Origin of the sequence: Pseudoduganella violaceinigra DSM 15887 (genome assembly GCF_000425385.1) — a bacterium.
Lineage (GTDB): Bacteria > Pseudomonadota > Gammaproteobacteria > Burkholderiales > Burkholderiaceae_D > Rugamonas > Rugamonas violaceinigra.
In genome coordinates this window covers 17,731-42,745 of record NZ_KE384356.1, presented here as the reverse complement: position 1 = coordinate 42,745, position 25,015 = coordinate 17,731, and the positions used below count along the sequence as shown (strand labels likewise).

17 protein-coding genes and 1 riboswitch are annotated in these 25,015 nt (G+C 64.6%); of the genes, 14 read left to right on the top strand and 3 right to left on the bottom strand.

Translation table 11 applies throughout. From position 1 onward, the window contains the following. Nucleotides 1-163: 163 nt before the first annotated feature. The 4 genes from metK to metF all read left to right on the top strand — a co-directional run bounded on the left by metK (nt 164) and on the right by metF (nt 4,228). Nucleotides 164-1,327, top strand: a complete 1,164-nt coding sequence (gene metK, locus H597_RS0116695; RefSeq protein ID WP_028103129.1) for a methionine adenosyltransferase — start codon at nt 164-166, stop codon at nt 1,325-1,327. A 97-nt stretch (nt 1,328-1,424) separates the two neighbouring features. Beyond that, nucleotides 1,425-1,492: riboswitch (S-adenosyl-L-homocysteine riboswitch) on the top strand. Between the two features lie 28 nt (nt 1,493-1,520). Further along, nucleotides 1,521-2,936 (top strand): adenosylhomocysteinase, encoded by a 1,416-nt coding sequence (gene ahcY / locus H597_RS0116690; RefSeq protein ID WP_028103128.1) that lies wholly within the window; start codon nt 1,521-1,523, stop codon nt 2,934-2,936. A 121-nt stretch (nt 2,937-3,057) separates the two neighbouring features. After that, the gene (locus H597_RS0116685; RefSeq protein WP_028103127.1) at nt 3,058-3,408 is read left to right on the top strand and encodes a phage holin family protein; all 351 of its coding nucleotides are present in this window, start codon (nt 3,058-3,060) and stop codon (nt 3,406-3,408) included. Beyond that, entirely contained in the window at nt 3,401-4,228 is an 828-nt protein-coding gene (metF, locus tag H597_RS0116680) for a methylenetetrahydrofolate reductase [NAD(P)H] (protein ID WP_028103126.1), read from the top strand. The genes H597_RS0116685 and metF overlap by 8 nt, the downstream gene beginning before the upstream one ends. A gap of 63 nt (nt 4,229-4,291) precedes the next feature. On the opposite strand, the gene H597_RS0116675 is transcribed toward metF, so the two are convergent. Then, a complete protein-coding gene (locus H597_RS0116675) occupies nt 4,292-4,876 on the bottom strand; it encodes a 5-formyltetrahydrofolate cyclo-ligase (RefSeq protein WP_083941148.1) in 585 nt (194 codons plus the stop codon). A gap of 39 nt (nt 4,877-4,915) precedes the next feature. Here H597_RS0116675 and H597_RS0116670 point away from each other — a divergent pair, with 39 nt between their 5' ends. Genes H597_RS0116670 through H597_RS33375 form a run of 5 tightly spaced genes read left to right on the top strand, consistent with a single transcriptional unit; the run spans nt 4,916 to nt 10,266 of the window. Next, nucleotides 4,916-6,880 (top strand): lytic transglycosylase domain-containing protein, encoded by a 1,965-nt coding sequence (locus H597_RS0116670; protein WP_229632195.1) that lies wholly within the window; start codon nt 4,916-4,918, stop codon nt 6,878-6,880. Between the two features lie 19 nt (nt 6,881-6,899). After that, complete coding sequence (locus H597_RS0116665; RefSeq protein ID WP_028103123.1) at nt 6,900-7,619, top strand: glutathione S-transferase family protein; 720 nt, start codon at nt 6,900-6,902, stop codon at nt 7,617-7,619. Nucleotides 7,620-7,624: 5 nt separating this feature from the next. Next, the gene (locus H597_RS0116660) at nt 7,625-8,740 is read left to right on the top strand and encodes a tRNA nucleotidyltransferase/poly(A) polymerase-related protein (protein WP_028103122.1); all 1,116 of its coding nucleotides are present in this window, start codon (nt 7,625-7,627) and stop codon (nt 8,738-8,740) included. Then, the gene (locus tag H597_RS0116655; RefSeq protein ID WP_035374546.1) at nt 8,737-9,417 is read left to right on the top strand and encodes a GNAT family N-acetyltransferase; all 681 of its coding nucleotides are present in this window, start codon (nt 8,737-8,739) and stop codon (nt 9,415-9,417) included. Before H597_RS0116660 ends, H597_RS0116655 begins: the two co-directional genes overlap by 4 nt. A gap of 48 nt (nt 9,418-9,465) precedes the next feature. Next, nucleotides 9,466-10,266: a substrate-binding periplasmic protein gene (locus H597_RS33375; protein ID WP_051293864.1), complete on the top strand. Its 801-nt coding sequence runs from the start codon at nt 9,466-9,468 to the stop codon at nt 10,264-10,266. 20 nt (nt 10,267-10,286) lie between these two features. On the opposite strand, the gene H597_RS0116645 is transcribed toward H597_RS33375, so the two are convergent. Both H597_RS0116645 and H597_RS0116640 read right to left on the bottom strand, forming a co-directional pair. Beyond that, the gene (locus tag H597_RS0116645) at nt 10,287-11,066 is read right to left on the bottom strand and encodes a hypothetical protein (RefSeq protein ID WP_028103120.1); all 780 of its coding nucleotides are present in this window, start codon (nt 11,064-11,066) and stop codon (nt 10,287-10,289) included. A gap of 2 nt (nt 11,067-11,068) precedes the next feature. Then, complete coding sequence (locus H597_RS0116640) at nt 11,069-11,590, bottom strand: Lrp/AsnC family transcriptional regulator (RefSeq protein ID WP_028103119.1); 522 nt, start codon at nt 11,588-11,590, stop codon at nt 11,069-11,071. Nucleotides 11,591-11,718: 128 nt separating this feature from the next. On the opposite strand from H597_RS0116640, the gene hppD reads away from it, so the two are divergent. The 5 genes from hppD to H597_RS0116615 all read left to right on the top strand — a co-directional run bounded on the left by hppD (nt 11,719) and on the right by H597_RS0116615 (nt 24,959). Then, nucleotides 11,719-12,846, top strand: a complete 1,128-nt coding sequence (hppD, locus tag H597_RS0116635; RefSeq protein ID WP_028103118.1) for a 4-hydroxyphenylpyruvate dioxygenase — start codon at nt 11,719-11,721, stop codon at nt 12,844-12,846. Between the two features lie 136 nt (nt 12,847-12,982). Continuing rightward, nucleotides 12,983-16,531: an indolepyruvate ferredoxin oxidoreductase family protein gene (locus H597_RS0116630; protein ID WP_028103117.1), complete on the top strand. Its 3,549-nt coding sequence runs from the start codon at nt 12,983-12,985 to the stop codon at nt 16,529-16,531. A 126-nt stretch (nt 16,532-16,657) separates the two neighbouring features. Further along, nucleotides 16,658-19,318, top strand: coding sequence for a TonB-dependent receptor plug domain-containing protein (locus H597_RS31290; protein ID WP_035374544.1), 2,661 nt, complete (start codon nt 16,658-16,660; stop codon nt 19,316-19,318). 72 nt (nt 19,319-19,390) lie between these two features. Beyond that, nucleotides 19,391-23,155 carry a M48 family metallopeptidase gene (locus H597_RS0116620; protein WP_051293863.1) on the top strand — a complete coding sequence of 1,255 codons (3,765 nt, stop codon included), beginning with the start codon at nt 19,391-19,393 and terminating at the stop codon, nt 23,153-23,155. A gap of 49 nt (nt 23,156-23,204) precedes the next feature. After that, a complete protein-coding gene (locus H597_RS0116615; RefSeq protein ID WP_028103115.1) occupies nt 23,205-24,959 on the top strand; it encodes a M14 family metallopeptidase in 1,755 nt (584 codons plus the stop codon). The last annotated feature ends 56 nt before the right edge of the window (nt 24,960-25,015 follow it).

Below are 25,015 nucleotides of genomic sequence, written 5' to 3'. Positions count from 1 at the left end.
TTGCTCTGCACAAAAATTTTTTAAGAAGCGTAAAATACCACGTTAGGAGTAACCGCTGAGTTAACAGACAACTTGCGAAGCGGTATAAAAATGTCGCTAAAGCGTCGCAAGCTGCCTTGGTTTTGCGACAATATTATTTTTCAACCAATGTCAGGAGCTTGCGATGTCTCACGATTTCCTCTTCACCTCCGAATCCGTCTCGGAAGGCCACCCGGACAAGGTCGCCGACCAGATTTCCGACGCGATTCTGGATGCCATTCTCGCCCAGGACCCACGGGCCCGCGTCGCCGCGGAAACCCTGTGCAATACCGGTCTGGTCGTGCTGGCAGGTGAAATCACCACCCACGCCAACGTGGATTATATTCAAATCGCCCGCGATACCATCAAGCGCATCGGCTACGACAACACCGATTACGGTATCGACTACAAGGGTTGCGCCGTGTTGGTTGCATATGACAAGCAATCGCCGGACATCGCCCAGGGCGTGGACGAAGGTGCGGGCATCGACCTGGACCAGGGCGCCGGCGACCAGGGCCTGATGTTCGGCTACGCCTGCGACGAAACCCCGGAGCTGATGCCGGCGCCGATCTATTACGCGCACCGCCTGGTCGAGCGCCAGTCGCAACTGCGCAAGGACGGCCGCCTGCCATGGCTGCGCCCGGATGCCAAATCCCAGGTCACCCTGCGCTACGTGGAAGGCCGCCCGGTGTCGGTGGATACCGTGGTGCTGTCGACCCAGCACGCGCCGGAAATGAGCCATAGCCAGATCGAAGAAGCGGTGATCGAAGAGATCATCCGTCCGGTGCTGCCGTCCGCCTGGATCAAGGACACCAAATTCCTGGTCAACCCGACCGGCCGTTTCGTCATCGGCGGCCCGCAGGGCGACTGCGGCCTGACCGGCCGTAAGATCATCGTCGACACCTACGGCGGCGCAGCCCCGCACGGCGGCGGCGCGTTCTCCGGCAAGGACCCGTCGAAAGTGGACCGTTCCGCCGCCTACGCCGCCCGCTACGTGGCCAAGAATGTGGTGGCCGCCGGCCTGGCGCGCCAGTGCCAGGTGCAGGTGTCGTACGCCATCGGCGTGGCACGCCCGATCAATATCACCGTGTACACCGAAGGTACCGGCGTGATCTCCGACGAGAAGATCGCCCGCCTGGTGCAGGAACACTTCGACCTGCGCCCGAAAGGCATCGTGCAGATGCTGGACCTGCTGCGCCCGATCTACGCCAAGACCGCCGCCTACGGCCACTTCGGCCGCGAAGAGCCGGAGTTCACCTGGGAGCGCACCGACAAGGCGGCGATCCTGCGCGCCGCCGCCGGCCTGTAATCAGCATCAGGCGCGCGAGCGCCGCGTAACCGGTGTTGGACCCTGCGGGTCGGACACCGGTTTACCGCTTGTGCCTGGCACAATGCTACAATCCCATTTCTCCGAGGAGCGCTGCGACCAGCAAGCCTGGCCAGGCTCGGAATATCAACACCGCGCTCACGTTACTTTTTTCAACCAATGAAAGGAGGGCGTGATGAACGCCGTACTCAAAGATTCCCAAGACTACATCATCGCTGACATCGGCCTGGCGGCCTGGGGCGAAAAAGAGATCAAGATCGCCGAAACGGAAATGCCTGGCCTGATGGCAATCCGCGAGGAATTCGCCGCCGCGCAGCCGCTGAAAGGCGCGCGCATCACCGGTTCGCTGCACATGACCATCCAGACCGCGGTCCTGATCCGCACCCTGGAAGCGCTGGGCGCGCAAGTGCGCTGGGCATCCTGCAATATCTACTCGACCCAGGACCACGCCGCCGCCGCCATCGCAGCCGTCGGCACCCCGGTCTTCGCCGTGAAGGGCGAAACCCTGGACGAATACTGGGAATACACCCACCGCATCTTCGAATGGCCGGGTGAAGGCGTGTACTCCAATATGATCCTGGACGACGGCGGCGATGCCACCCTGCTGCTGCACCTGGGCGCACGCGCCGAGAAGGACATCTCCGTACTGGCCAAGCCGGGTTCGGAAGAGGAAACCTGCCTGTTCAACTCGATCAAGGCCCGCCTGGCCAAGGACGCGACCTGGTACTCCAAGCGCCTGCCGGCGATCCTGGGCGTGACCGAAGAAACCACCACCGGCGTGCACCGCCTGTACCAGATGCACAAGGAAGGCAAGCTGGCCTTCCCTGCCATCAACGTCAACGACTCCGTCACCAAGTCCAAGTTCGACAACCTGTACGGCTGCCGCGAGTCCCTGGTGGACGGCATCAAGCGCGCCACCGACGTGATGGTGGCCGGTAAGATCGCCGTCATCGCCGGCTACGGCGACGTGGGCAAGGGCTCGGCGCAAGCCATGCGCGCCCTGTCGGCGCAAGTCTGGGTGACCGAAATCGATCCGATCTGCGCCCTGCAGGCGGCAATGGAAGGCTACCGCGTGGTGACCATGGATTACGCCGCGGAACACGGCGACATCTTCGTCACCTGCACCGGCAACTACCACATCCTGACCGAACAGCACATGCTGAAGATGAAGGACCAGGCGATTGTCTGCAACATCGGCCACTTCGACAACGAAATCGACGTCGCTTCGCTGAAGAAGTACCAGTGGGAAAACATCAAGCCGCAGGTCGACCATGTGATCTTCCCGGACGGCAAGCGCATCATCCTGCTGGCCGAAGGCCGCCTGGTGAACCTGGGCTGCGGCACCGGCCACCCGTCGTACGTGATGTCGTCTTCGTTCGCCAACCAGACCATCGCCCAGATCGAGCTGTTCGCCAACACCAAGGCCTACCCGGTCGGCGTGTATACCCTGCCTAAGCACCTGGACGAGAAGGTGGCCCGCCTGCAGCTGAAGAAGCTGAACGCGCAGCTGACCACCCTGACCGCCGAGCAGGCAGCGTACATCAATGTGAAGGTCGAAGGCCCTTACAAGCCTGAGCACTACCGCTACTAAAACCGGCCACGCGGCGGGAACCGGCCCTGGGGCCGGCGCCTGTCCGCGTCCGCCGCGCAATCGTGTCTGACCCTGCGGGTCGGACACTGGTGTACCGGTTCTCAACAAAGCGAGCAACTCTATGCGTTTGGTCCTCACCTGGATAATCAATGCCGCCGCCCTGTTCGCCGTGCCGTACCTGATGCATTCCATCAGCGTCACGAGCATGGGCGCCGCCTTGGTTGCCGCCCTCCTGCTTGGCCTGGTCAACACCCTGGTGCGCCCCGTGTTGCTGCTGCTGACCTTGCCCGTGACCGTGCTGTCGCTCGGCCTGTTCATCTTCGTCATCAACGGCTTCATGTTCTGGCTGGTGGCGAAAGTGGTGGAAGGCTTCCATGTGGACAGCTTTGGCGCCGCCATCGTCGGCGCGCTGCTGTACAGCGTGATCTCCTGGGCCTTGTCTACCCTCCTGTTGAAAGACAACGATGGCTAACCATAATTTCAGTATCGAGTTCTTCCCGCCCAAGACGGCGGAAGGGGCGGAAAAGCTGCGCGCCACGCGCGCCAAACTGTCCGAGCTGCATCCCAAGTATTTCTCCGTGACCTTCGGCGCCGGCGGTTCGACCCAGCAGGGCACCCTCGATACCGTGCTGGAGATCATGGCGGCCGGCGAAGAAGCCGCGCCCCACCTGTCCTGCATCGGCGGCACGCGCGAATCGATCCGCGCCATCCTGCAGCAGTACAAATCGCATGGCATCAAGCGCCTGGTGGCGCTGCGCGGCGACCTGCCGTCCGGCTACGGCATGGCGGGCGAGTTCCGCTATGCCAACGAGCTGGTGGAGTTCGTGCGCGCCGAAACCGGCGACTGGTTCCATATCGAAGTGGCGGCCTATCCGGAAGTCCACCCGCAGGCGCGTTCGCCGCAGGACGATATGCAGGCGTTTGCGCGCAAGGTGAAGGCCGGCGCCAACGCGGCGATCACCCAGTATTTCTACAACGCCGACGCCTATTTCCATTTCGTCGACGCGGCGCAGAAGGCCGGCGTGGATGTGCCGATCGTGGCTGGCATCATGCCGATCACCAACTACACGCAGCTGATGCGCTTTTCCGATATGTGCGGCGCCGAGATCCCGCGCTGGGTGCGCCTGAAGCTGGCTTCGTTTGGCGACGATGCGGCGTCGATCAAGGCCTTCGGGCTGGACGTCGTCTCGGACCTGTGCGAGCGCCTGCTGGCCGGCGGCGCGCCGGGGCTGCATTTCTATTCCATGAACCAGGCGGCGGCGACCACCGCCTTGTGGAACCGCCTGGTCTGACGCCGGGAAACCTGTGTCGGGCACAGCTGCCTGATACTACCCGGCGGCTGGCGCGGACCGGGTTTAGTCTTCAGTGATAATCCGGTCCAGCGCCACATCGTGCCCGTCGGACGGGAAGTCCGCCGCCAGGCAGCGATAGGCCACCCCCACCGTCGCCGGTCTGGGCGCACGGGCCAGCGTGCGGTCGTAGAAGCCGCCCCCATATCCGAGCCGGTAGCCCTGCGCGTTGTATCCCAGGCAGGGCACCAGCAGCGCGGGCGGATTGTCCTGCACCAGGCGCCGCAGGGCCGGCACCGCCACCCCCATCGCATCCTTCACCATCGGCTCGCCGATCGTCCACTCCGCAAACGCCAGCGGCGCCTGCTTTGCCAGCACCACCGGCAGCAGCAGCTTCACGCCCAGTTCCGCCAGTTCCGCATAACAGGCTTGCAGGTTGGGCTCGTCGCGCAAAGGCCAGTACACGCCGAGCGTGCCGACACCGGATTCGCGCCACCACTGGACCACTTTCGCCGCAATTTCCCGGTCCCACTGGGCGCGCGTTTGCGGCGCCAGCGCACGGCGCGCGGCCAGCATAAACTGGCGCAATTCCGCCTTGCCGGAGGGTGGTTGGGCGTCGCTGTTGCGTGGTATGCTACCTGGGCTGGTCATATCGTGAATTACCTTGAGAGTCGTACATTGATTTCCACCTTGAAATGGATAGCCGGCGCACTGATAGTCGCTACAAGCGCCGCCTCGCCACTGGCCTGGGCGCAGGATAACGCAAGCGACAGCCGCAAGGAAGACGACGCCTTCCTGCTGCTGCGCGATGCGGTCCGGCGCGACGATGCTCCCAAGGCGGAGTTTTACGCGGCCCGCCTGTCCGATTACACCATCCCTTCCTACGTTGAGTATTACCGCCTGAAGGCGCGTTTCAAGGATGCCGCCGATCCCGAAGTGCGGGCCTTCCTGAAAAAATACCAGGGCAGCGCCATCGCCGACCGCCTGCGCAACGACTGGCTGCTTGAGCTGGGCCGCAAGCGCGAATGGACCACCTTCGATGAGCAGTTCCCGCAGTTCGTGCTGCAGGACGATACCCAGGTCAAGTGCTACCACCTGCTGTCGCGTATCGCCAAAGGGCAGAATGTCGCCGCCGAGGCGCGCACGCTGCTGCTCTACCCGCCGAACTACGGCGAGGCCTGCGGTTCGCTGGTGGCGGCGCTGGCGCAAACCGGCCAGTTCAGCCAGGAAGACTTGTGGACGCAGGTGCGCCTGGCGGGCGAAACCAATGCCACCGGTCCGGCCAAGCGCATCGTGATGCTGCTGAACGGGTCGGACAAGAAAATGGGCCAGGCGGTCGATTTGCCGACCCTGGCCCTGGCCAAGGGCGCTGGCAGCACGCGCGCCGACCACGAAACCTTCCTGGTCGCCGTCGGGCGCGGCGCCCGCACCAGCATGAAGCTGGCCCGGCTGGCGCTGGAAAAGGCCGCGCCCCAGCTGACGCCGCAGGAACGCGCCATCGGCTGGGCCAACCTGGCCCTGGTGTCGTCCTATTCGCTGGCGCCGGAAACCGCCGGCTATTGGGCGCAAACGGCCGGCGCGCCGCTGAGCGCGGAACAGCTGCAATGGAAGACCCGCATCGCGCTGCGCGAGCGCGACTGGAAAACCGTCAAGGCCACCATCGCCGCCATGCCGCCGCAACTGCGCAAGGATCCGGCCTGGATCTACTGGAACGCGCGCGCGCTGGCGGCGGAAGCGGGCGGCAATACGCCGGAAGTGCTGGCCGCCTACCGCGGCATTGCCGACCAGTCCAGCTACTACGGCATCCTGGCCGGGGAGGAGCTGGGCCAGATGGTTTCCATCCCCGCGCCGGGCGCGCCCCCGACGCCGGCCGAGATGGCCGCCATCGCCGCCAATCCCGGCCTGCAGCGTGCCCTCAAGTTCTTCGAGCTGCGCCTGCGCTTTGAGGGCACGCGCGAATGGAACTGGGAAACGCGCCGCCTGAGCGAGCGCGAACTGATCGCCGCCGCCGAATTCGCGCGCGAGCGGCATGTGCTGGACCGGATGGTGTACACCTCCGAGAAAACCCGGGTGCAGGCCGACTACACCCACCGCTATCCGGCGCCGCATGACGAGATCATGCAGCCCACCACCAGCACCCTGGGCCTGGACCGCGCCTGGGTGTATGGCTTGATCCGCCAGGAATCGCGCTTCGTCATGGATGCGCAATCGGCGGTGGGCGCCTCCGGCCTGATGCAGGTGATGCCGTCCACCGGCCGCTGGGTGGCGCGCAAGATCGGGCTGACCGACTTCGTGCAGGGCATGCTGACGGACGTCAAGACCAATATCCTGCTGGGCGCGAACTATCTGAACATGGTGCTGGGCAGCATGGACGGCTCCCAGGTGCTGGCCACGGCGGCCTACAACGCCGGGCCGGGGCGCCTGCGCTCCTGGCGCACGCAGCTGAGCAAGCCGATGGACACCACCATCTTCATCGAATCGATTCCTTTCCACGAAACGCGCGGCTACGTGAAAAACGTGATGGTCAACGCCACTTACTACGCTGCGCTGTTCGAAGGCCGGCCGCAATCGATGAAGGCACGCCTGGGCAGCACTGTGACGCCGAAGGGCTATTCCGAACAGGAACAACAGGAAGCTGCCTTCGGCGGCCGATAATGCAGACTTGAGGAGAACCATGCAGACCACAGAACTCGACCCGAAGCTTGCCGAAACCCTGGCCGCGGCGCGCGAACCGGGCCTGACCCTGATCATCGGCAACAAGAATTATTCCTCGTGGTCGATGCGTCCCTGGGTTGCCATGAAAGCCTTCAATATCCCGTTCACCGAGGTGCGCGTGCTGCTCGACCAGCCCGACACCTCGAACCATATCGCCAAGTACAGCGCGAGCGGCCGGGTGCCGGTGCTGGTGGCCGGCGACATGACGATCTGGGACAGCCTGGCCATCTGCGAATACCTGGCCGAGCAGTTCCCGGACAAGCCGCTGTGGCCGCGCGACGTGGCGGCGCGGGCGCTGGCGCGCTCGGTGTGCGCCGAGATGCACAGCTCCTTCGGCAGCCTGCGCAGCACCATGTCGATGAATATCAAGGGCAGCTACCCCGGCAAGGGGCGCACCCCCGCCACCCAGGCCGACATCGGCCGCATCAGCGAAATCTGGGAAGAATGCCTGAGCCGCTTCGGCCATAACGAATTCCTGTTCGGCCAATTCTCGCTTGCCGACGCCTTCTTCGCGCCGGTGGTGTGCCGCTTCAAGACCTACGGCGTGGTGCTGCCGCCGGCGCTGTCGGCGTATTGCGAGCGGATGCGCAACCACCCGGCGGTCGACGCCTGGATTGCCGGCGCGCTGGCGGAAACCGAAACCGCGCCACTGCACGACGCGGAGATGCCGGACGACTGATGGGAATGAAGACATATGTGGTCGGCGGCGCGGTGCGCGATGAATTGCTTGGCCTGCCGGTCCAGGACCACGACCATGTGGTGGTCGGCGCCACGCCGGAAGACATGGTGAAGGCCGGCTTCCGCCCCGTCGGCAAGGATTTTCCGGTGTTCCTGCACCCGCAAACGCAGGAGGAGTACGCGCTGGCGCGCACCGAGCGCAAGACGGCGCCCGGTTATAAAGGCTTTGTATTCCACACCTCCAGCGACGTGACGCTGGAAGAAGACCTGGTGCGGCGCGACCTGACCATCAATGCGATCGCGCGCGGCGACGACGGTGCGCTGGTCGACCCGCACCACGGCCAGCAGGACATCAAGAACCGCATTTTCCGCCATGTGTCGGGCGCTTTCGCCGAAGACCCGGTGCGCATCCTGCGCCTGGCGCGCTTCGCTGCGCGCTACCCGGACTTCCGCGTCGCGCCCGAGACCAACGCACTGATGCGGCGCATGGTGGACGAGGGCGAGGTCGATGCGCTGGTGCCTGAACGCGTCTGGCAGGAAATCTCGCGCGGGCTGATGGAGCAAAAGCCCTCGCGCATGCTGCTGGCGCTGCGCGACTGCGGCGCGCTGTCGCACATCATTCCCGAAATCGGCGATGGACATGACGTCGAGCCGGTGATCGACCGTGCCGCCGGGCGGGAGCTGGACCTGGCGGAGCGCTTCGCCGCGCTGACGCTGGCGCTGAGCGTGCCGCAGGTCGAGCAAGCCTGCAAGCGCCTGAAAGTGCCGACCGAGTGCCGCGACCTGGCCGTGATGACGGCGCGCGACCGTTCCAGCGTGGACCAAGCGCTGGCGCTCGATGCCGCCGCCCTGGTCGGCCTGTTCGAGCGCTGCGACGGTTTCCGCAAGCCGGCGCGCTTCCTGCAGATGGTGTCGGCCGCGGCATGCGCGCAAGCTGTTGCGGATCCCACGCTGTCACCGCAGCGCGAACGGCTGGCCCAAGCGCTCGACGCCGCGCGCGCGGTCAACGCCGGCGAGATCGCCCAGCGCTCGGCCGCCGCGCCGCAGCAGATCCCGGTGCTGGTGCGCGCGGCGCGCGTGCAGGCGGTGCATGAGGCGGTGGGCGCAGGAGGATCACCATGACCAGCCTTAACTTCTTCCGCAATCCCTTGCGCGGCCTGTTCGGCGGCGCGGACCGTCCGACCATCCCGGTCAAGGAATTGCGCGAGCGCGACCGCCGCCGCATGTTGAGGCATTTTCTTTCGCTGGAGCGCCATGACCGCCTGCTGCGCTTCGGTTCCCCGGTCAACGACGAACAGGTGGCGCGCTATGTGGGCGGCATCGACTTCGACCGCGACCTGGTGTTTGGCGTCTACAACCGGGTGTTCAAGCTGGTCGCCGTGGGCCACCTGGCGTTTGCCGAGCGCGATGCGAACCGGCACAAATCCACCGAGAAGGACCAGGTGGCGGAGTTCGGCGTGTCGGTCTCGCGGTCCGCGCGCGGGCTGGGCATCGGTTCCAAGCTGTTCGAACGCGCCAATATCGCCTGCCGCAACAATGACGTCGACACCTTGTACATGCACTGCCTGTCGTCGAATGCGACCATGATGCACATCGCGAAGAAAGCCGGCATGGAAATCCACCGCGATTACGGCGAGGCGGACGCCTATCTGAAACTGGGCCCGGCCGATCCGGCCAGCGTGCTGCAGGAGGCGGTGGCGGAGCAGCTTGCCTCGCTCGACTATGCGCTGAAGGCCAACGTCCGCGCCGCCGCCAAACTGCTCGACAGGATCCCCGGGGTAAAGTCCGACGGCGGATAGGCGTGGCGGCTTGGCGTAGAATGGGCTGAACCCGAGAGGAGGCAGTCCATGCCGTTCGCCCTGCGCAGTATCGCCTTAGGCTTGATCATCGCCGCCCCGCAAGCACTAGCGCAGGCGCAGGCGGCAAGTGCGCCCTTGAACCTGTGCTATGAAGACGTGCCGCAGGCGCCGTGGACCATGCCCGACGGCAGCGGCTTGAATATCGAACTGCTCAAACGCGTCGCCCGCTTGACCGGCGACCAGTTCAACTACATACCGCGCCCGTGGCGGCGCTGCGAGGAAGAGACGCGCACCGGGGTGATGGACGGCATGATCGGCCCCATCGACAACCCGCGCCGGCGCTCGTACAGCCGTCCGCCGACCAGGGCCGACGGCACGCAGGACCCGGAGCGCGCCATGTACCGCGACCACATCGCCCTTTATCTGCGCGTGGGCAGCGCGGCCAGCTGGGACGGCAAGACCCTGGTCAACCCGCGCAAGCTGGTGGTGGCCCAGCGCGGCTACTACATCGTGGAAATGCTGCAGGCGCGCGGCCAGACGGTGATCGATACGCCCAAGTCGGCGGAAGAGGGCTTGCGCCTGCTGGCCGCCGGCAGCGCCGACGTGGCGGTATTGATGGGGCGCGATGCCGAGGGCCTGCTGCGCGACGATCCGCGCTTCCAGGGGCGCCTGGTGCTGGCGAAGGAGCCCTTCGCCAGTTTCGACTTCCACCTGATGGTCAGCCACAAGGCTTACGGCAAGGACCCAAGGCGCATCGAGGCGCTCTGGAATGCGATCGCCAAGGTGCGCGCCACGACCGACTACCAGCGCCTGGAGCAGTCAGCGATGCGCCAGCACGAGCACGACTGACCGGGACCGTTGCGCCGCGCCTACCGCATGGCGCACATTGCGCTGCAGCTCTCGCTGTCCATGGCCTCGATCACCTTCGACAGATCGTCCGCCAGCGCCGCCGGTGCCCGCGCCTTGGTCGCTGTTGCCAGGTCCCTCAGTTGGCGGCGCATTGGCAGCGGCAGGATCGAGGCAAAGGCCGGCGCCGAATCCGCCATGGCGGCGGAAAAACGGCGCAGGTTGGCTTCCTTGATCCCGTCCCCGGTAATCGTTGAGAGATAGCCGACGTAGCTGGAATAGGAGCCATTTTGCGCCTGCCGCACGCCGCCTTTCCTGATATCGGTCAACTGCTCCGGCGGCAGGTCGCGCAGGAAAGTCACCATCAGCGGCGCAATGCGCGCCTGGCAGCGAAGGCTAAATGGCATGACCAGGGCAATTTCGTCCTGGTACTCGAGGACATTATTCATTGCCGCGCTTTGCATGGCGCGCGCCACCGCCTGAGCATCGTTTTTATCGACGCCGGCCACGCTTTTCTGCAGGTCGTGAAGCAAGTAGGCGACGTTGATCCTGTTTGCGACGCCGCAGACATCCATCAGCGTGTTCATGTCGTCCTGGCCGAAAGGCTCCCGATCCAGGAAGCGGCCGTTATCGCCCAAGACCGTCAAGAGGGCGGCGCCCTCGGGATCCTTCAGGCGCGGCAGCGTGGGCATGACCTGCAGGCGCAGGCCGGCTTGCAGGTAGGGGCCGAAATCGTGGGCGCCGGCGGGTGCGGCGGCAAAGCCGCACAGCGCGGCAAGCAATATGGTAACGAGGCTGCGCATGGTTACACCAGCGGCAAGGCGGTGGTGTCCTTGATGCGCTGCAGGGCAAAGGACGATTTCACGTCCAGCACGGCAGGGTGGCGCAGCAAGGTAGCCATCATGAAGCGCGAGAAGTGGTCCATGTCTTCCACATGCACGCGCAGCAGGTAATCCATTTCGCCGGTCATGGCGTAGCAGGCCACGACTTCCGGCCACTGTTCGACCGCCACCGCGAAATCGGCGCGCGGCGAGGTGCCGGTCGGGTTCACACCCAAGGCGCGGGCATTGCTGTGGGCGGCGGCGTCGCTGTGCTTTTCCAGCCGCACATTCACATAGGCCAGCAGGCCCAGGCCGATCTTGTCCGGGTCCAGCAGCGCCACGTACTGGCGGATCACGCCTTCCTCTTCCAGGCGCTTGATGCGGCGCAGGCAGGGCGAGGGAGAGAGGTTGACTTGCTCTGCGACATCCTGGTTGGACAGCCGGCCATCGGTTTGCAAGATCGACAATATCTTGCGATCCGTTTTATCCAGCGCGATCTTGGTCATAAATTCCTCTTTCAATCGAAGTTCTCGCAATATTATTGCTCAATCCTCTCTGTGCCGGGAAATCTTTGCAATTAAATGTCGCTTGCAGGGGACTATACTGTGCGCAAATTCAAATAGGGAGACGCACCATGAAATTCACCCCCTGGGAAAACCCCATGCGCACCGACGGATTCGAATTCGTCGAATTCGCCGCACCCGATCCCAAGGCCCTGGGCAAGCTGTTCGAAAACATGGGCTTCACCGCGATCGCCCGCCACCGCCACAAGGACGTGACCCTGTACCGTCAGGGCGATATCAACTTCATCATCAACGCCGAGCAGGATTCCTTCGCCCAGCGCTTCGCCCGCCAGCACGGCCCGTCCGTGTGCGCCATCGCGATCCGGGTGGACGATGCCGCCTTCGCGTACCAGCGCGCGCTGGAACTGGGAGCGTGGGGTTTTGACAACAAAACCGGCCCGATGGAATTGAACATCCCCGCCATCAAGGGCGTGGGCGACTCTCTGCTGTACCTGGTCGACCGCTGGCGCGGCAAGAACACCGCCGACGGCAAGCCGACCGGCGCCATCGGCGACATCTCGATCTATGACGCCGACTTCGTGGCCATTCCCGGCGCCGAAGCCAACCCGGTCGGCAATGGCTTGACCTATATCGACCACCTGACCCACAACGTGCACCGCGGCCGCATGAAGGAATGGGCCGACTTCTACGAGCGCCTGTTCAACTTCCGCGAAGTGCGCTACTTCGATATCGAAGGCAAGCTGACCGGCCTGAAGTCGAAGGCCATGACTTCGCCTTGCGGCAAGATCCGCATCCCGATCAACGAATCGTCGGACGACAAGTCGCAGATCGCCGAATACCTGAACGAGTACCACGGCGAAGGCATCCAGCACATCGCGCTGGGCAGCGACGGCATCTACGCTTCCGTGCAGGGCCTGCGCGACCAGGGCATCGTGTTCCAGGACACGATCGAAACCTACTATGAGCTGGTCAACCGCCGCCTGCCGAACCACGGCGAGAATGTGGAGGAACTGCGCCGCCTGCGCATCCTGATCGACGGCCATTCGAACGACAGCGAACGCGAACTGCTGCTGCAGATCTTCACCCAGAACGTGATTGGACCGATCTTCTTCGAGATCATCCAGCGCAAGGGCGACCAGGGCTTCGGCGAAGGCAATTTCCGCGCGCTGTTCGAGTCGATCGAGCTGGACCAGATTCGCCGCGGCGTGCTGGACGACCCTAACAAGACGGCTGCTTAACCCCGATAAGGCAGCGCAGACCGGGTCGGACCCTTGGGTCTGACCCAGGTTTACCGGGTTAAAAGAATTCCGGCAGCCCCGCACTCAAGACGGGGCGCCGATCAAATCCTTGTAGAAGTTTTTGGAGACACACCTGATGAACGCACCCGTCAAAAGCGGCGAGCTATTGCCTGCGCACGACATTACCCTGGACGACAAGTGGACCCTGGAGCGCGGCCGCGCCTTCATGACCGGCACGCAAGCGCTGATCCGCCTGCCGATGCTGCAGCGTGAGCGCGACCTGAAGGCCGGCCTGAACACCGCCGGCTACATCACCGGCTACCGCGGCTCGCCGGTCACCTCGGTCGATATGACAGCGATCAAGGCCAAGAAGCACCTCGACGCCCACCACGTCAAATTCCACCCGGGCATGAACGAAGACCTGGCGGCGACCGCCGTCTGGGGCACCCAGCAGACCAACCTGTTCGAAGACGCCAAATACGACGGCGTGTTCTCCATGTGGTACGGCAAAGGCCCGGGTGTGGACCGCTGCGGCGACGTGTTCAAGCACGCCAACAACGCCGGCTCCTCCAAGCACGGCGGCGTGCTGGTGCTGGCCGGCGACGACCACGCGGCAAAATCCTCGTCCACCGCGCACCAGTCGGACCATATCCTGAACGCCTGCGGCATCCCGGTGCTGTATCCGGCGTCGGTGCAGGAATACATCGACTACGGCCTGCACGCCTGGGCCATGAGCCGCTACACCGGCCTGTGGGTGTCGATGAAGTGCGTGACCGACATCATCGAGTCGGGCGCCGTGGTCGACTTCGACCCGGACCGCGTGCAGATCCAGATGCCGGACGATTTCGAGCTGCCGCCGGGCGGTCTGAACATCCGCTGGCCGGACACTGTGCTGGACATGGAAGTGCGCATGAACAGCTACAAGTGGTACGCCGCGCTGGCCTACTGCCGCGCCAATAAGCTCAACAAGATCATCTGGGATGCGCCCAAGCCGAAGATCGGCATCATCACCGCCGGCAAGTCCTACCTGGACACCCGCCAGGCGCTGGCCGACCTGGGGATCGACGAGCAAGCCGCCGCCGATATCGGCATCCGCCTGTACAAGATCGGCATGACCTGGCCGTTGGAAGCGGACGGCGTGCACGAATTCGCCAAGGGCCTGGACGAGATCCTGGTGGTGGAAGAGAAGCGCCAGATCCTGGAATACGCGCTGAAGGAAGAGCTGTACAACCTGCCGGACGGCGAGCGTCCGCGCGTGGTCGGCAAGTTCGACGACACCGGCGAGTGGAGCAATAAGGGCAAGACCGGCCACGGCGACTGGCTGCTGCCGGCGACCTATGAGCTGAACCCGGCCCAGATCGCGCGCGCCATCGCGTCGCGCATCCAGCATTATTGCAAGGACCATCCGGTCGCGGCCCGCGTGAAAGAGCGTATCGCCTTCCTGGAAGCCAAGGAGGCGGCGCTGAAAAACCTGCCGGCCAAGGCCAATCCCGAGACCGACCGCATTCCTTACTTCTGCTCGGGCTGCCCGCACAATTCCTCGACCAAGGTGCCGGAAGGCTCGCGCGCCATGGCCGGTATCGGCTGCCACTATATGGTGCTGTGGATGGACCGCGAAACCTCCACCTTCACCCATATGGGCGCGGAGGGCGTGACCTGGGTCGGCCAGGCGCCGTTCACCAACGAGAAGCACGTCTTCACCAACCTGGGCGACGGCACGTACTTCCACTCGGGCATCCTGGCGATCCGCGCCGCGGTGGCGGCGAAAGTGAACATCACCTACAAGATCCTGTACAACGACGCGGTGGCAATGACGGGTGGCCAGAACGTGGACGGCCCGCTGGATCCGGGCATGATCTCGCGCCAGATCGCGGCGGAAGGCGTGAAGCCGATCATCGTGGTCACCGACGAACCTGAAAAATATCCGGACGATTACAACTGGGCGCCGGGCGTCACCGTGCGCCACCGCTCCGAGCTGATGGACGTGCAGAAGGAACTGCGCGACATGCCGGGCGTGTCGGCCATGATCTACGACCAGACCTGCGCGTCCGAGAAGCGCCGCCGCCGCAAGAAAGGCGAGTTCCCCGACCCGGCCAAGCGCGCCGTGATCAACGAAGCCGTGTGCGAAGGCTGCGGCGACTGCTCCGTGCAGTCCAACTGCCTGTCGGTGGAGCCGCTGGAAACTGAACTGGGCCGCAAGCGCCAGATCAACCAGTCCAGCTGCAACAAGGACTTCTCCTGCGTCAACGGCTTCTGCCCATCCTTCGTGACGGTGGAAGGCGGCGGCTTGAAAAAGCCGAAGAAAGCCGCGGCTGCCGGCGGCGGCGAAGTGCCTGCACTGCCATCGCCGACCCTGCCGTCGACCGCCAACCCGTACGGCATCCTGATCACCGGTATCGGCGGCACCGGCGTGGTCACCGTCGGCCAGATCCTGGCCGTGGCGGCCCACGTTGAAGGCAAGGGCGCCATCGTGCTGGACATGTCCGGCCTGGCCCAGAAGGGCGGCCCGGTGATGTCGCACGTGCGCCTGGCCGACAAGCAGGCCGACCTGCACTCGACCCGCGTCGGCACCGGCAGCGCCGACCTGGTGATCGGCTGCGACCAGATCGTGACCGCGTCGAAAGACGCGCTGTCGCGCATGGGCGAAGGCCGCACCTACGCGGCCATCAACTCGACCGGCGCCACCACCGCGGCCTTCGTGAAGAACCCGGACTGGCAATTCCCCGGCACCTCCTCGCAGTCCGAAATCAAGCGCGCCTGCGGCGACGCCAATGTGGACTTCGTCGACGCCGGCAAGATCGCGACCGCGCTGATGGGCGACTCCATCGCCACCAATATGTTCATGCTTGGCTACTCCTTCCAGAAAGGCCATGTGCCGCTGTCGGAAGCTGCGCTGATGAAGGCGATCGAGCTGAATGCGGTCTCCGTGCCGTTCAACAAGGCCGCCTTCAACTGGGGCCGCTACTGCGCGCACGATACCGCCGCCGTGACCAAGCTGGCCACCCCGGCCACCGTGATCGAATTCAAGCGCACCCAGACGCTGGAAGAGATCATCGCCAAGCGCGTGGAACTGCTGACCGCCTACCAGGACGCCGCGTACGCCAAGCAGTACAGCGACTTCGTGGCGCAGGTGCAGACGGCGGAAGGCGCCTTCGGCAGCAAGAAGCTGACCGAAGCCGTGGCCCGCTACTTCTACAAGCTGATGGCTTACAAGGACGAGTACGAAGTGGCGCGCCTGCACAGCGACCCGGCCTTCCGCGCCAAGATCGCCAATATGTTCGAAGGCGACTACCAGGTGAAATTCCACCTGGCGCCGCCGCTGCTGGCGAAGAAAGACAAGGAAGGCCGCCTGGTCAAGCAGGAATTCGGTCCATGGATGCTGAAAGCCTTCGGCGTGCTGGCCAAGTTCAAGGGCCTGCGCGGCAGCGCCCTGGACGTCTTCGGCTACTCCGCGGAGCGCAAGATGGAGCGCGCCCTGATCGGCGAATACCGCAAGACCGTGGAAGGCCTGCTGGGCAAGCTGAACGCCGACAACCTGGCGACCGCCGTGGCGATTGCGCGCATCCCGGAAGACATCCGCGGCTACGGCCACGTCAAGGAGCGCCATCTGAAGGCCGCCAAGCAGAAGGAAGCATCGCTGCTGGCCGACTTCAACAAACCGGCTGTGGCATCGCACGCGGCCTGAAACCACGGGGTTTCCTGACAAGCCGGGGCGGGTCCCCGGCTTTTTTTATATGCATCTGCAAAATCATTCGTTCAGAAATGAAGGCTGAATTGCTAAGGTGGCCGCTCTTCTCCAGAGGACCACTTCATGCAGAACAAATTCAAACTGAATCCATTGGCGGCTGGCGCCGTCGCGCTGCTGTTCGGCGTTGCCCAGGCCCAGGAAGCCGTCGTCATCACCGGTTCGCGCATTCCGCGCGCCAGCCTTGAAGGACCGTCGGCGGTCACCGTGCTGACCGGCGACGACATCACCAAGCAAGGCTACAAGAATGTTTTCGACGCGCTGACCAGCCAGACGCAGAACAGTGGCTTCGTGCAGGGCGCCGATTATGGCAACACCTTCACGCCGTCGGCAAACGCCATCAGCCTGCGCGGTCTGGGCCCGAACCATACCCTGGTGCTGCTGAACGGCCGGCGCATGGCGGACTTCCCGATCGCCTACGAAGGCACGGTCAACTTCACCAACCTGGCGAACATCCCGTCGAGCGTGGTGGAGCGCATTGAAATCCTGAGCGGCGGCGCATCGGCCGTCTACGGCTCCGACGCGATTGCAGGAGTGGTCAACATCATCCTGAAAAAGCAGGCGAGCGGCTACGACATCAACCTGAAGGCCGGCACCACGACACGCGGCGGCGGCAGCGACAAGCGCCTGCAGTTCACCGGCGGCCAGAGTTTCGGCAAGCTGAATACCCTGGTCAGCGCGGAACTGCTGGAGCGCGATCCCCTCTGGAGCGCCGACCGTGATTTCATGGCTAGCAAGGACGGGGTGGCGCCGAGTTCCGTCGCCGCGCGCAAGAACGTCAGCAGTGGCAAGTATGTGGACCTGGGAACGGCCTGCGCCGCGTTCGGCGACCTGTTCGGCGGCAGCACGGTCAAGTACACGGCCAAGGCGGGCAGCTACTGCGCCAGCCCGAAGGTGGGGCCGACCTACTGGACCACGCAGACCGGCAATGCCAGCCGGAACCTGTTCGGCAGCGCGAACTATGCGCTGTCCGACACGTCCACCCTGTATGCGGAGGCGCTGTACAGCAAGAACCGCAGCACCAACAATACGCGCGGCCCGTCCTGGCTTTCCCGCTCGGCGACCGACAGCTATTTCTGGAACCAGAACACCAAGGTCTACGAGGCGTGGAGCCGCTACATCTCGCCGGAAGAGATAGGCGGCGTCGAGCGCTACAACCGCCGCTGGGACGACCAGGCCGCCTCGCTGTCGTTCGGCCTGCGCGGCCAAATTCCCAGCTCGTCGTGGACGTACGAGGCGGGCTATACCGCGTCGCAGTACAAGAGCCAGAACCGCACCCAGCGCGCGCTGGCCAATATCGACAGCTTCTTCCTCGGCCCCCAGCTGGGCGTGAACGCCAGCGGCATCGCCATCTACGCCCCCGACCCGGCGCGGCTGTCCAAACGCCTGACGCCGGAGGAGTTCAATGCCATCACCGGCGCCTCGCTCAGCGACGACAAATCGTGGACCAACACAGTGAGCCTGACGGCCAACGGCGAAGCCTTCAGCCTGCCGGCCGGCCCGCTCAAGGTGGCGACCGTGGCGGAGCTGGGGAAACAGGGCTTCTCCAATACTCCCGATGCGCGCATCAACCAGGGCTATTTCAACACCGTGGTGCCGTCCGACGTGACAGCGGGCACGCGCAAGCGCTTTGCCGTCGGTGCGGAAGCCAGCATTCCGCTGGTGAAGTCGCTGGACGCCACGCTGGCGGGCCGCTACGACCGCTACACCTTCGCCGGGCGCGCCGATGGCAAGTTCACCTATAACGGCGGCATCGAATGGCGTCCGGCCACGCAGCTGCTGTTGCGCGGGAATTACGCCACCAGCTTCCGTGCGCCGGACATGAACTATATCTACAAGGCGCGCGGCACCGGCTACTACGCCTCAACCACGGACTATTACCGCTGCGCCAAGGCCGGCCAGGCGGTCGCCGACTGCGACTTCGCCAACTACTCGCCCGGCGCGGACTACGTGCAGACGGGCAGCAAGGACCTGCGTTCAGAGAGGGGCCGCTCCAGCGGCCTGGGCGCAGTCTGGTCGCCGAGCGCCGACTTCGACGTCACGCTCGATTACTGGAATATCCGCATCGATGACCTGGTCACCAACCTGAGCGCCGACAAGCTGCTGCGCGACGAAGCGGCATGCCGGGTGAACGGTGACCTGGGCTCGCCGACCTGCGCCGACGCCCTCCGCCGCATTGTGCGCTTTGCCGATAACGCCCTGAACAAAGCCGGCGAAATCAAGACCATCCTGGTCAACCCGATCAATGCGGCGTCGACCAAGGTGAGCGGCATCGACCTGTCGGGCAAGTACATCGTGCGCACCGCGGCGTACGGCAATTTCATCACCAGGCTGAATTATTCGAAGACCCTGAAGCAGGAGTCGCGCCAGTTCGACGGCGACCCGCTCAAGAACGACAAGGACGACCTCGACAACAACGACTGGCGCGACAAGCTGAACGCCAGCCTGACATGGAATGCCGGCGACTGGTCAACTACCCTGTTCCTGCGCCGCTACGGCAAGGTGCCGAACGGCGCCGGCAAGGCTTGGCTGACGCCGACCACCCTGGTCAACGCCAGCGTGGTGTACCGGGCGACCACACAAGCCACCGTGACGCTGGCGGTGAACAACGTGCTCGACCGCATCAAGCGCGACGACAGCGGCGGCTGGCCGTATTATCCGATCGGCAATTACAGCCCGACGGGACGCCAAGTCTGGCTGGAGCTGAATTACCATTTTGGCTCTTAATCTGCTGCAAATATCAGTAATATATTTACAAGCAATTAGTTTCCCCATAGAATTATTGAATGCAATAATTCTATGGAGTACGTCATCGCAACCGCCACCCCCCACCAGCCGGCCGCTTTGGCCGAGCTGACTCGTCCCACAGTCGCCTACCAGCGCAGCGCCCGCCTCGCCGTGGCGGGCCTGCTGGCGTTTGTCCTGATGTATTTCGGCCTTGCCGCTTGGCTCCTGCTGAGCGCGTGGCGCCTGGTCAAGACCAGCGAACACAGCGGGAACGGCTTCGGCAACTGGTGCGCCGCGATCGTGGCCGTGCTGCTGGCCGTGGTCATGCTGAAGGCGATCTTCGCCGTGCGCCACGCCATGTCGCCCGGCCTGGTCGAGGTCAAGCGCGCCGAGCAGCCGCGCCTGTTCGATTACCTGATGGAGCTGGCCGATACGGCCGGCGCGCCGCGTCCGCACCGGGTGTTCCTGTCGAACCGCGTGAATGCCGCGGTGTTTTACGACCTGTCGCTGCTGAACCTCATCTTCCCGTCGAAGAAAAACCTGGAAATCGGCCTGCCGCTGGTGAATGCCATGCCGCTGGGCGAGCTGCGCGCTGTGCTGGCCCACGAATTCGGCCATTTCGCGCAGCGTTCGATGGCGGTGGGCCGCTGGGCCTACGTGGCCCAGCAAGTGGTGCAGGAAATGGTGGCGCGCCGCGATGCGCTGGACGAGTTCATTGAAGGCATTGGCCGCCTTGATATACGACTGCGCCTGGTCGCCTGGTTCCTGCAGATCCTCGTGTGGTCGCTGCGTTCACTGGTCGAGCAGGCCTTCCGCCTGGTGGTCTTGATGCAAAGGGCGCTGTCGCGCGAAATGGAAATGCAGGCCGACCTGGTGGCCGTTTCGCTGACGGGCAGCGATGCGCTGGTGCACGCGCTGCACCGCCTGGGCGCAGCCGACGATGCCTGGGAGCGCACCGTCGGATTCGTGTTCGGCGAACATGGCGCCGGCCGCGCCACCAGCGACGCCTTCGCCGTGCAAAACCATATCACGGCGCGCATGGCCGGCATCCTGGACGATCCGTTCTACGGCACCGTGCCGCCGCTGCCGGAGCAACAGCCGGAACTGCACCGCGTCTTCAAGGCGGAACTGGGCCAACCGCCGCGCATGTGGCAGACCCACCCGCAAAACCACGAACGCGAGGAAAACGCCAAGCGCCGCTACCTGCCTGCCGCGATCGACCAGTCCAGTGCATGGTCGCTGTTCGACGACCCGGCAGGCATGCGCCAGCGCATGACGGCCCACCTGCTGGAAGGACAGGAAGGCAACGCCGCGCCGGTCGAACTGGAAGAAAGCCTGAAACGCCTGGCCAAGGAATACCGCCGCGAGCATTTCCAGAGCCGTTACTGCGGCGTGTACTTTGGCCGCTCGCTGACGCGGCATGCCGTCAAGCCGGCGGAACTGCGCGCGGCCCGTGATGCGCAGCCTGCGGTAGAGGCGAGCGCGCTGTATCCGCTTTCGCTCAAGGACGATGTGCGCCTGCTGCGCCAATTGCAGGAGGAACGCGCGCAATTGTCGGCGGTGATCAACGGCCATGCCAAGGCCCAGGGCAACCGCGTCCAGCTGGGCGGCGAAGAATACCGGCTGAACCAGTTGCCCGCGGCGCTGCAGCGCACCGATGAACGTATCGCACAGCTGGAGGAGAAGCTGCAACGCCACGACGCCACGGTACGCGCCTGGCATTACGCGGCTGCGAACAAACTGGGCGAAGGCTGGCCGGCCTATCTGGACAGTCTGCTCGATGTGCTGCACTACGCCGAGCATTGCGGTGCCAATGTGCGCGATGCGTGGGGTCTGGTGCAGAACACGCGCGCGGTTGTGACGGCGGTCGCCCGCCAGAGCGAGTCGAACATCCAGCGCCTGATCGCCGATTGCGGTGGCCTGTACCTCGTGCTGGACGAATTCTATCGAAGCAACAGCTCCGTGCAGCTCGACCCGCAATTGATGGAACGCCTTGAAATCAGCGAAAGCTGGCAGGCCTCGCTGCAGAAATTCGCGCTGCCGCCGGTCTCACGCGAGAACATCAACGAATGGCTGCAATGGGCCGCGAACTGGAGTTCCCACACCAGCAACTGGCTGGGCGCCCTGCGCGCCGCGGCGCTGGAGCAACTCCTGGTCAGCGAAACCCTGGTAGCCAGCCATGTGCGCAGCGGGGAGGCGATTGCCGCCGCGCCGCAGCCCTGCCAGGTGCCGCGCGATTACGGCGTGCTGCTGCCGGGCGGGGAGCGCAAGCTGCAGACATCGCTGGACTGGTGGTCGCGCTTCCAGCGCGCCGACGGCTGGCTGGCCGGCGGTGCGCGCCTGGCTGTCGCCGGCGGCATCGTGGCGAGCGTGCTTGGCATGGGCATGGCGCTTGGCACAGCGACCGTCACGGTCTATAACGGCCTTGGCATTCCGGTGCAGGTGATGATCGACGGCAATGCCAAGCTGGTCGAACCGGGCCAGCACGCCAAGGTGGATGCAACCATGGACGCAAAGCACCGGGTCGAAGCACGCCTTGCCGATGGCAGTCTCCTGGAGAGTTTCAGCGCCGAGGACGGCTGGCATCAGTCGGTCTACAACATTGCCGGCGGCGCGGTGATGGCAACAGATATCGTCCATTACGGCGGTTCGGGCAATGACGAGAGTACCCTGCTTGGGGCGCCGCGCTGGTTCGACACCGATGCGGATATCCTGTTTGAGGATGCGCCACAGACGGTGACCAGCAAGGACAAAAAGTGGCGCAAGGTGCTGGCTGCGGCATCGGGAATACGGCCAGGGTCGCTGGTAAGGTACCTGAAGGACGATGCCCAAATCAAGGCCATGGTGCTGGCCCACGCGCGATGGGACAGCATCGAACAGCCGTCGACTTCCGAATGGCTCGAGCTGGCGCATGAGAAGGGCGCCGGGGATGTGCTGGCGCAGCGCCTGAAGGCGAATCCGGAGCATGTGCAGTTGCGCCGCATCGAGCAGCGCGTTGCCAACGAGTCGGCGCAGATCTGCGAAGCGGCGCGCGAGCGTGCCAAGGCCCGCCCGGACGACGGCAACCGCGCCTACCTCGCCATGCGCTGCGGCCAGCCTGCCAGCAAAGAGGACATCGCTGCGGCGATTGCGCGTTTCCCCAACAACCCTTGGCTACTCTATCTGCAGGCGCGGACCTTGATGGACAACGGCGCCTGGGAAGAAGCGATCGGACCGCTGCGCAAGGTGCAGGGCAAGCTGCCGTATGAGGGGGATGACCTGCCGGTGGAGCTGGAGCGCCTGCAACGCTTGCTGGATGGCGAAGTCAAATCGCGCCTTGCGCGTCCTGGTTCGCGCGTCGCTTCGCTGGTGGAGATGGAGCGCGCAGCCGGCAGCCCGTACGCCTTCCTGGCGCGCGGCGACTTTGACAGGGCGCTGGACGCGGTGAAGGGCGACCCATCCCAGTTGGCGGGCATGCGCGTGCTGGTCGCGGCATCGGATGGCGCCAGCGCCGCCCAGGTGCGGGCAGCACTGGATCAGCCGATGGCAAATGATGGAAGCTGGGATACGCTGCTGATCTGCGCATTGGCATTGCGCGAGGGCCGCGATACAGGACCATACTGGGAGCACGCCACGGCCCTGCGCGAGCACGCGCCGTTGCTGCGCCGTTTCCTTGAAACCGCCAAGGCTGGAAAATATATGGAGGCTGAAAAGGGATTGGGTTCACTGCCGATGGAAGTACGCGCTCTTGCCTATAGTGCCGGCGTGGTAGCGGTTGGCGCTGGCGCACCGGCGAACTGGCGCAAGGTGGCGCGTCTGGTGCTGTTTGTCGGCGAGCGCCCCTACCTGCGTTCCTGATGCGCTCTATAATGCTCCGGCGTTTTCCAACAACCGCCGGAGCATTGAGATGATTCGTACCGCCGTACTGCTTTCCCTGTTTGCCGCCTTCCCGCTGGCGCACGCCGCGCCCGATCTCACCACCATCGCCGAACGCTCCGGCTACCAGGCCACCGGCCGCTATGACGAAGTGCAGCGCCTGTGCGCCGCCTACCAGAAGGCGTATCCGAAGGCCGTGCGCTGCTTCTCTTTCGGCGAAACGCCGGAAGGGCGGCCGATGCTGGCGCTGGCCGTATCGCGCAGCGGCGCGCTGACTGCCGCTGCAGCCAGGCAGCGCAAGCTGCCGGTGCTGCTGGTGCAAGGCGGCATCCACGCCGGGGAGATCGACGGCAAGGATGCAGGTTTCTGGGCACTGCGCGAGGCGCTGGAAGGCAAGGCTGCCGCTGGCGCCCTGGACAAGCAGGTGGTCCTGTTCGTCCCCGTCTTCAACGTTGACGGCCATGAACGCTTCGGCAGGAACAACCGCCCCAACCAGCGCGGCCCGGTGGAAATGGGCTGGCGTGTCACCGCCCAGAACTACAACCTGAATCGCGATTATGTGAAGGCCGATGCGCCGGAAATGCAGGCCATGCTCAAACTGGTCAATGACTGGGACCCTCTGGCCTACATCGACCTGCACGTGACGGACGGCGCCAAGTTCCAGCCGGACGTGTCGATCCAGGTCGAACCGGTGCACGGCGGCGACGCGGCCCTGCTGCCGGTGGGGACGGCGCTGCGCGACAACGTCATGGCCGACCTGCGCAAGCAGGGCTCCGACCCGCGTCACTTCTACATCTCCTTCAACAAGACCGACGAGCCGGATTCAGGCTTTGTCGACAGCATGTCCACGCCGCGCTTCTCGACCGGCTATTTCCCCATGCGCAACCGCCTCGCCATGCTGGTGGAGACGCACTCCTGGCGCGCCTATCCGCACCGGGTGAAGGTCACCCGCAACACCATCGTTTCCTTGATGGAGCAGTTCGCGCAGCATGGCGCGGCCTGGGCCAAGGCGGCGGCGGAAGCCGACGTGCGCGCCGCCAAGCTGACCGAGATGCCGCTCAGCTACAAGACCACGGAACGCTCCGAGATGATCGACTTCCCGGGCTATGAATACAGCCGCACGCCATCAGAGGTTTCGGGCGGGGTATGGACGAAGTACGACGAGAGCAAGCCGCAGAAATGGACGGTGCCCCTGCGCGATGAAGTCGTCCCCGACGTGGTGCTCAAGGCCCCGGCTGGCGGCTACCTGGTGCCGGCGGCGCAGGTTGCGCTGATCGAGCCCAAGCTGAAGGTGCACGGCATCGGCTACAAGCGCCTGGACAAGGCCCCCGGCACGGTCGCGGTCGAAGCCTTCCGTGCCGACGAAGCCAAGTTGACGGCGGCATCCTTCGAGGGCCACCAGCTGGCCAGTTGGAAGGGCGCCTGGAAAACCGAGCAGCGCGAGGTCGGAGCGGGAGCACTGTTTGTGCCGATCGCTCAGGCGAAGTCGCGCCTGGTGATGACCATGCTGGAGCCGGCTGGCGCTGATTCGCTGGCTGCCTGGGGCTTCTTCAACAACTACACCGAACGCAAGGAGTACATGGAGGAATATGTGGCCGAAGAGGCGGCGCGCGATATGCTGGCGGCCGATCCGGCCCTGGCGGCGGCTTTCAAAGCCAAGCTGGAAAGCGATCCCGCCTTCGCCAAGAGCCCGCGCGCGCGGCTGGACTTCTTCGCCCGCCGCCATGCGACGTGGGACGACCGCCACAACCTGTATCCGGTCTACCGCACCGGTGTTGTTTACTAAACAAACCTAAATTGGGGGTGTTTTCGCCACTTTTGATTGCGGGGGAAAAGCGGCTA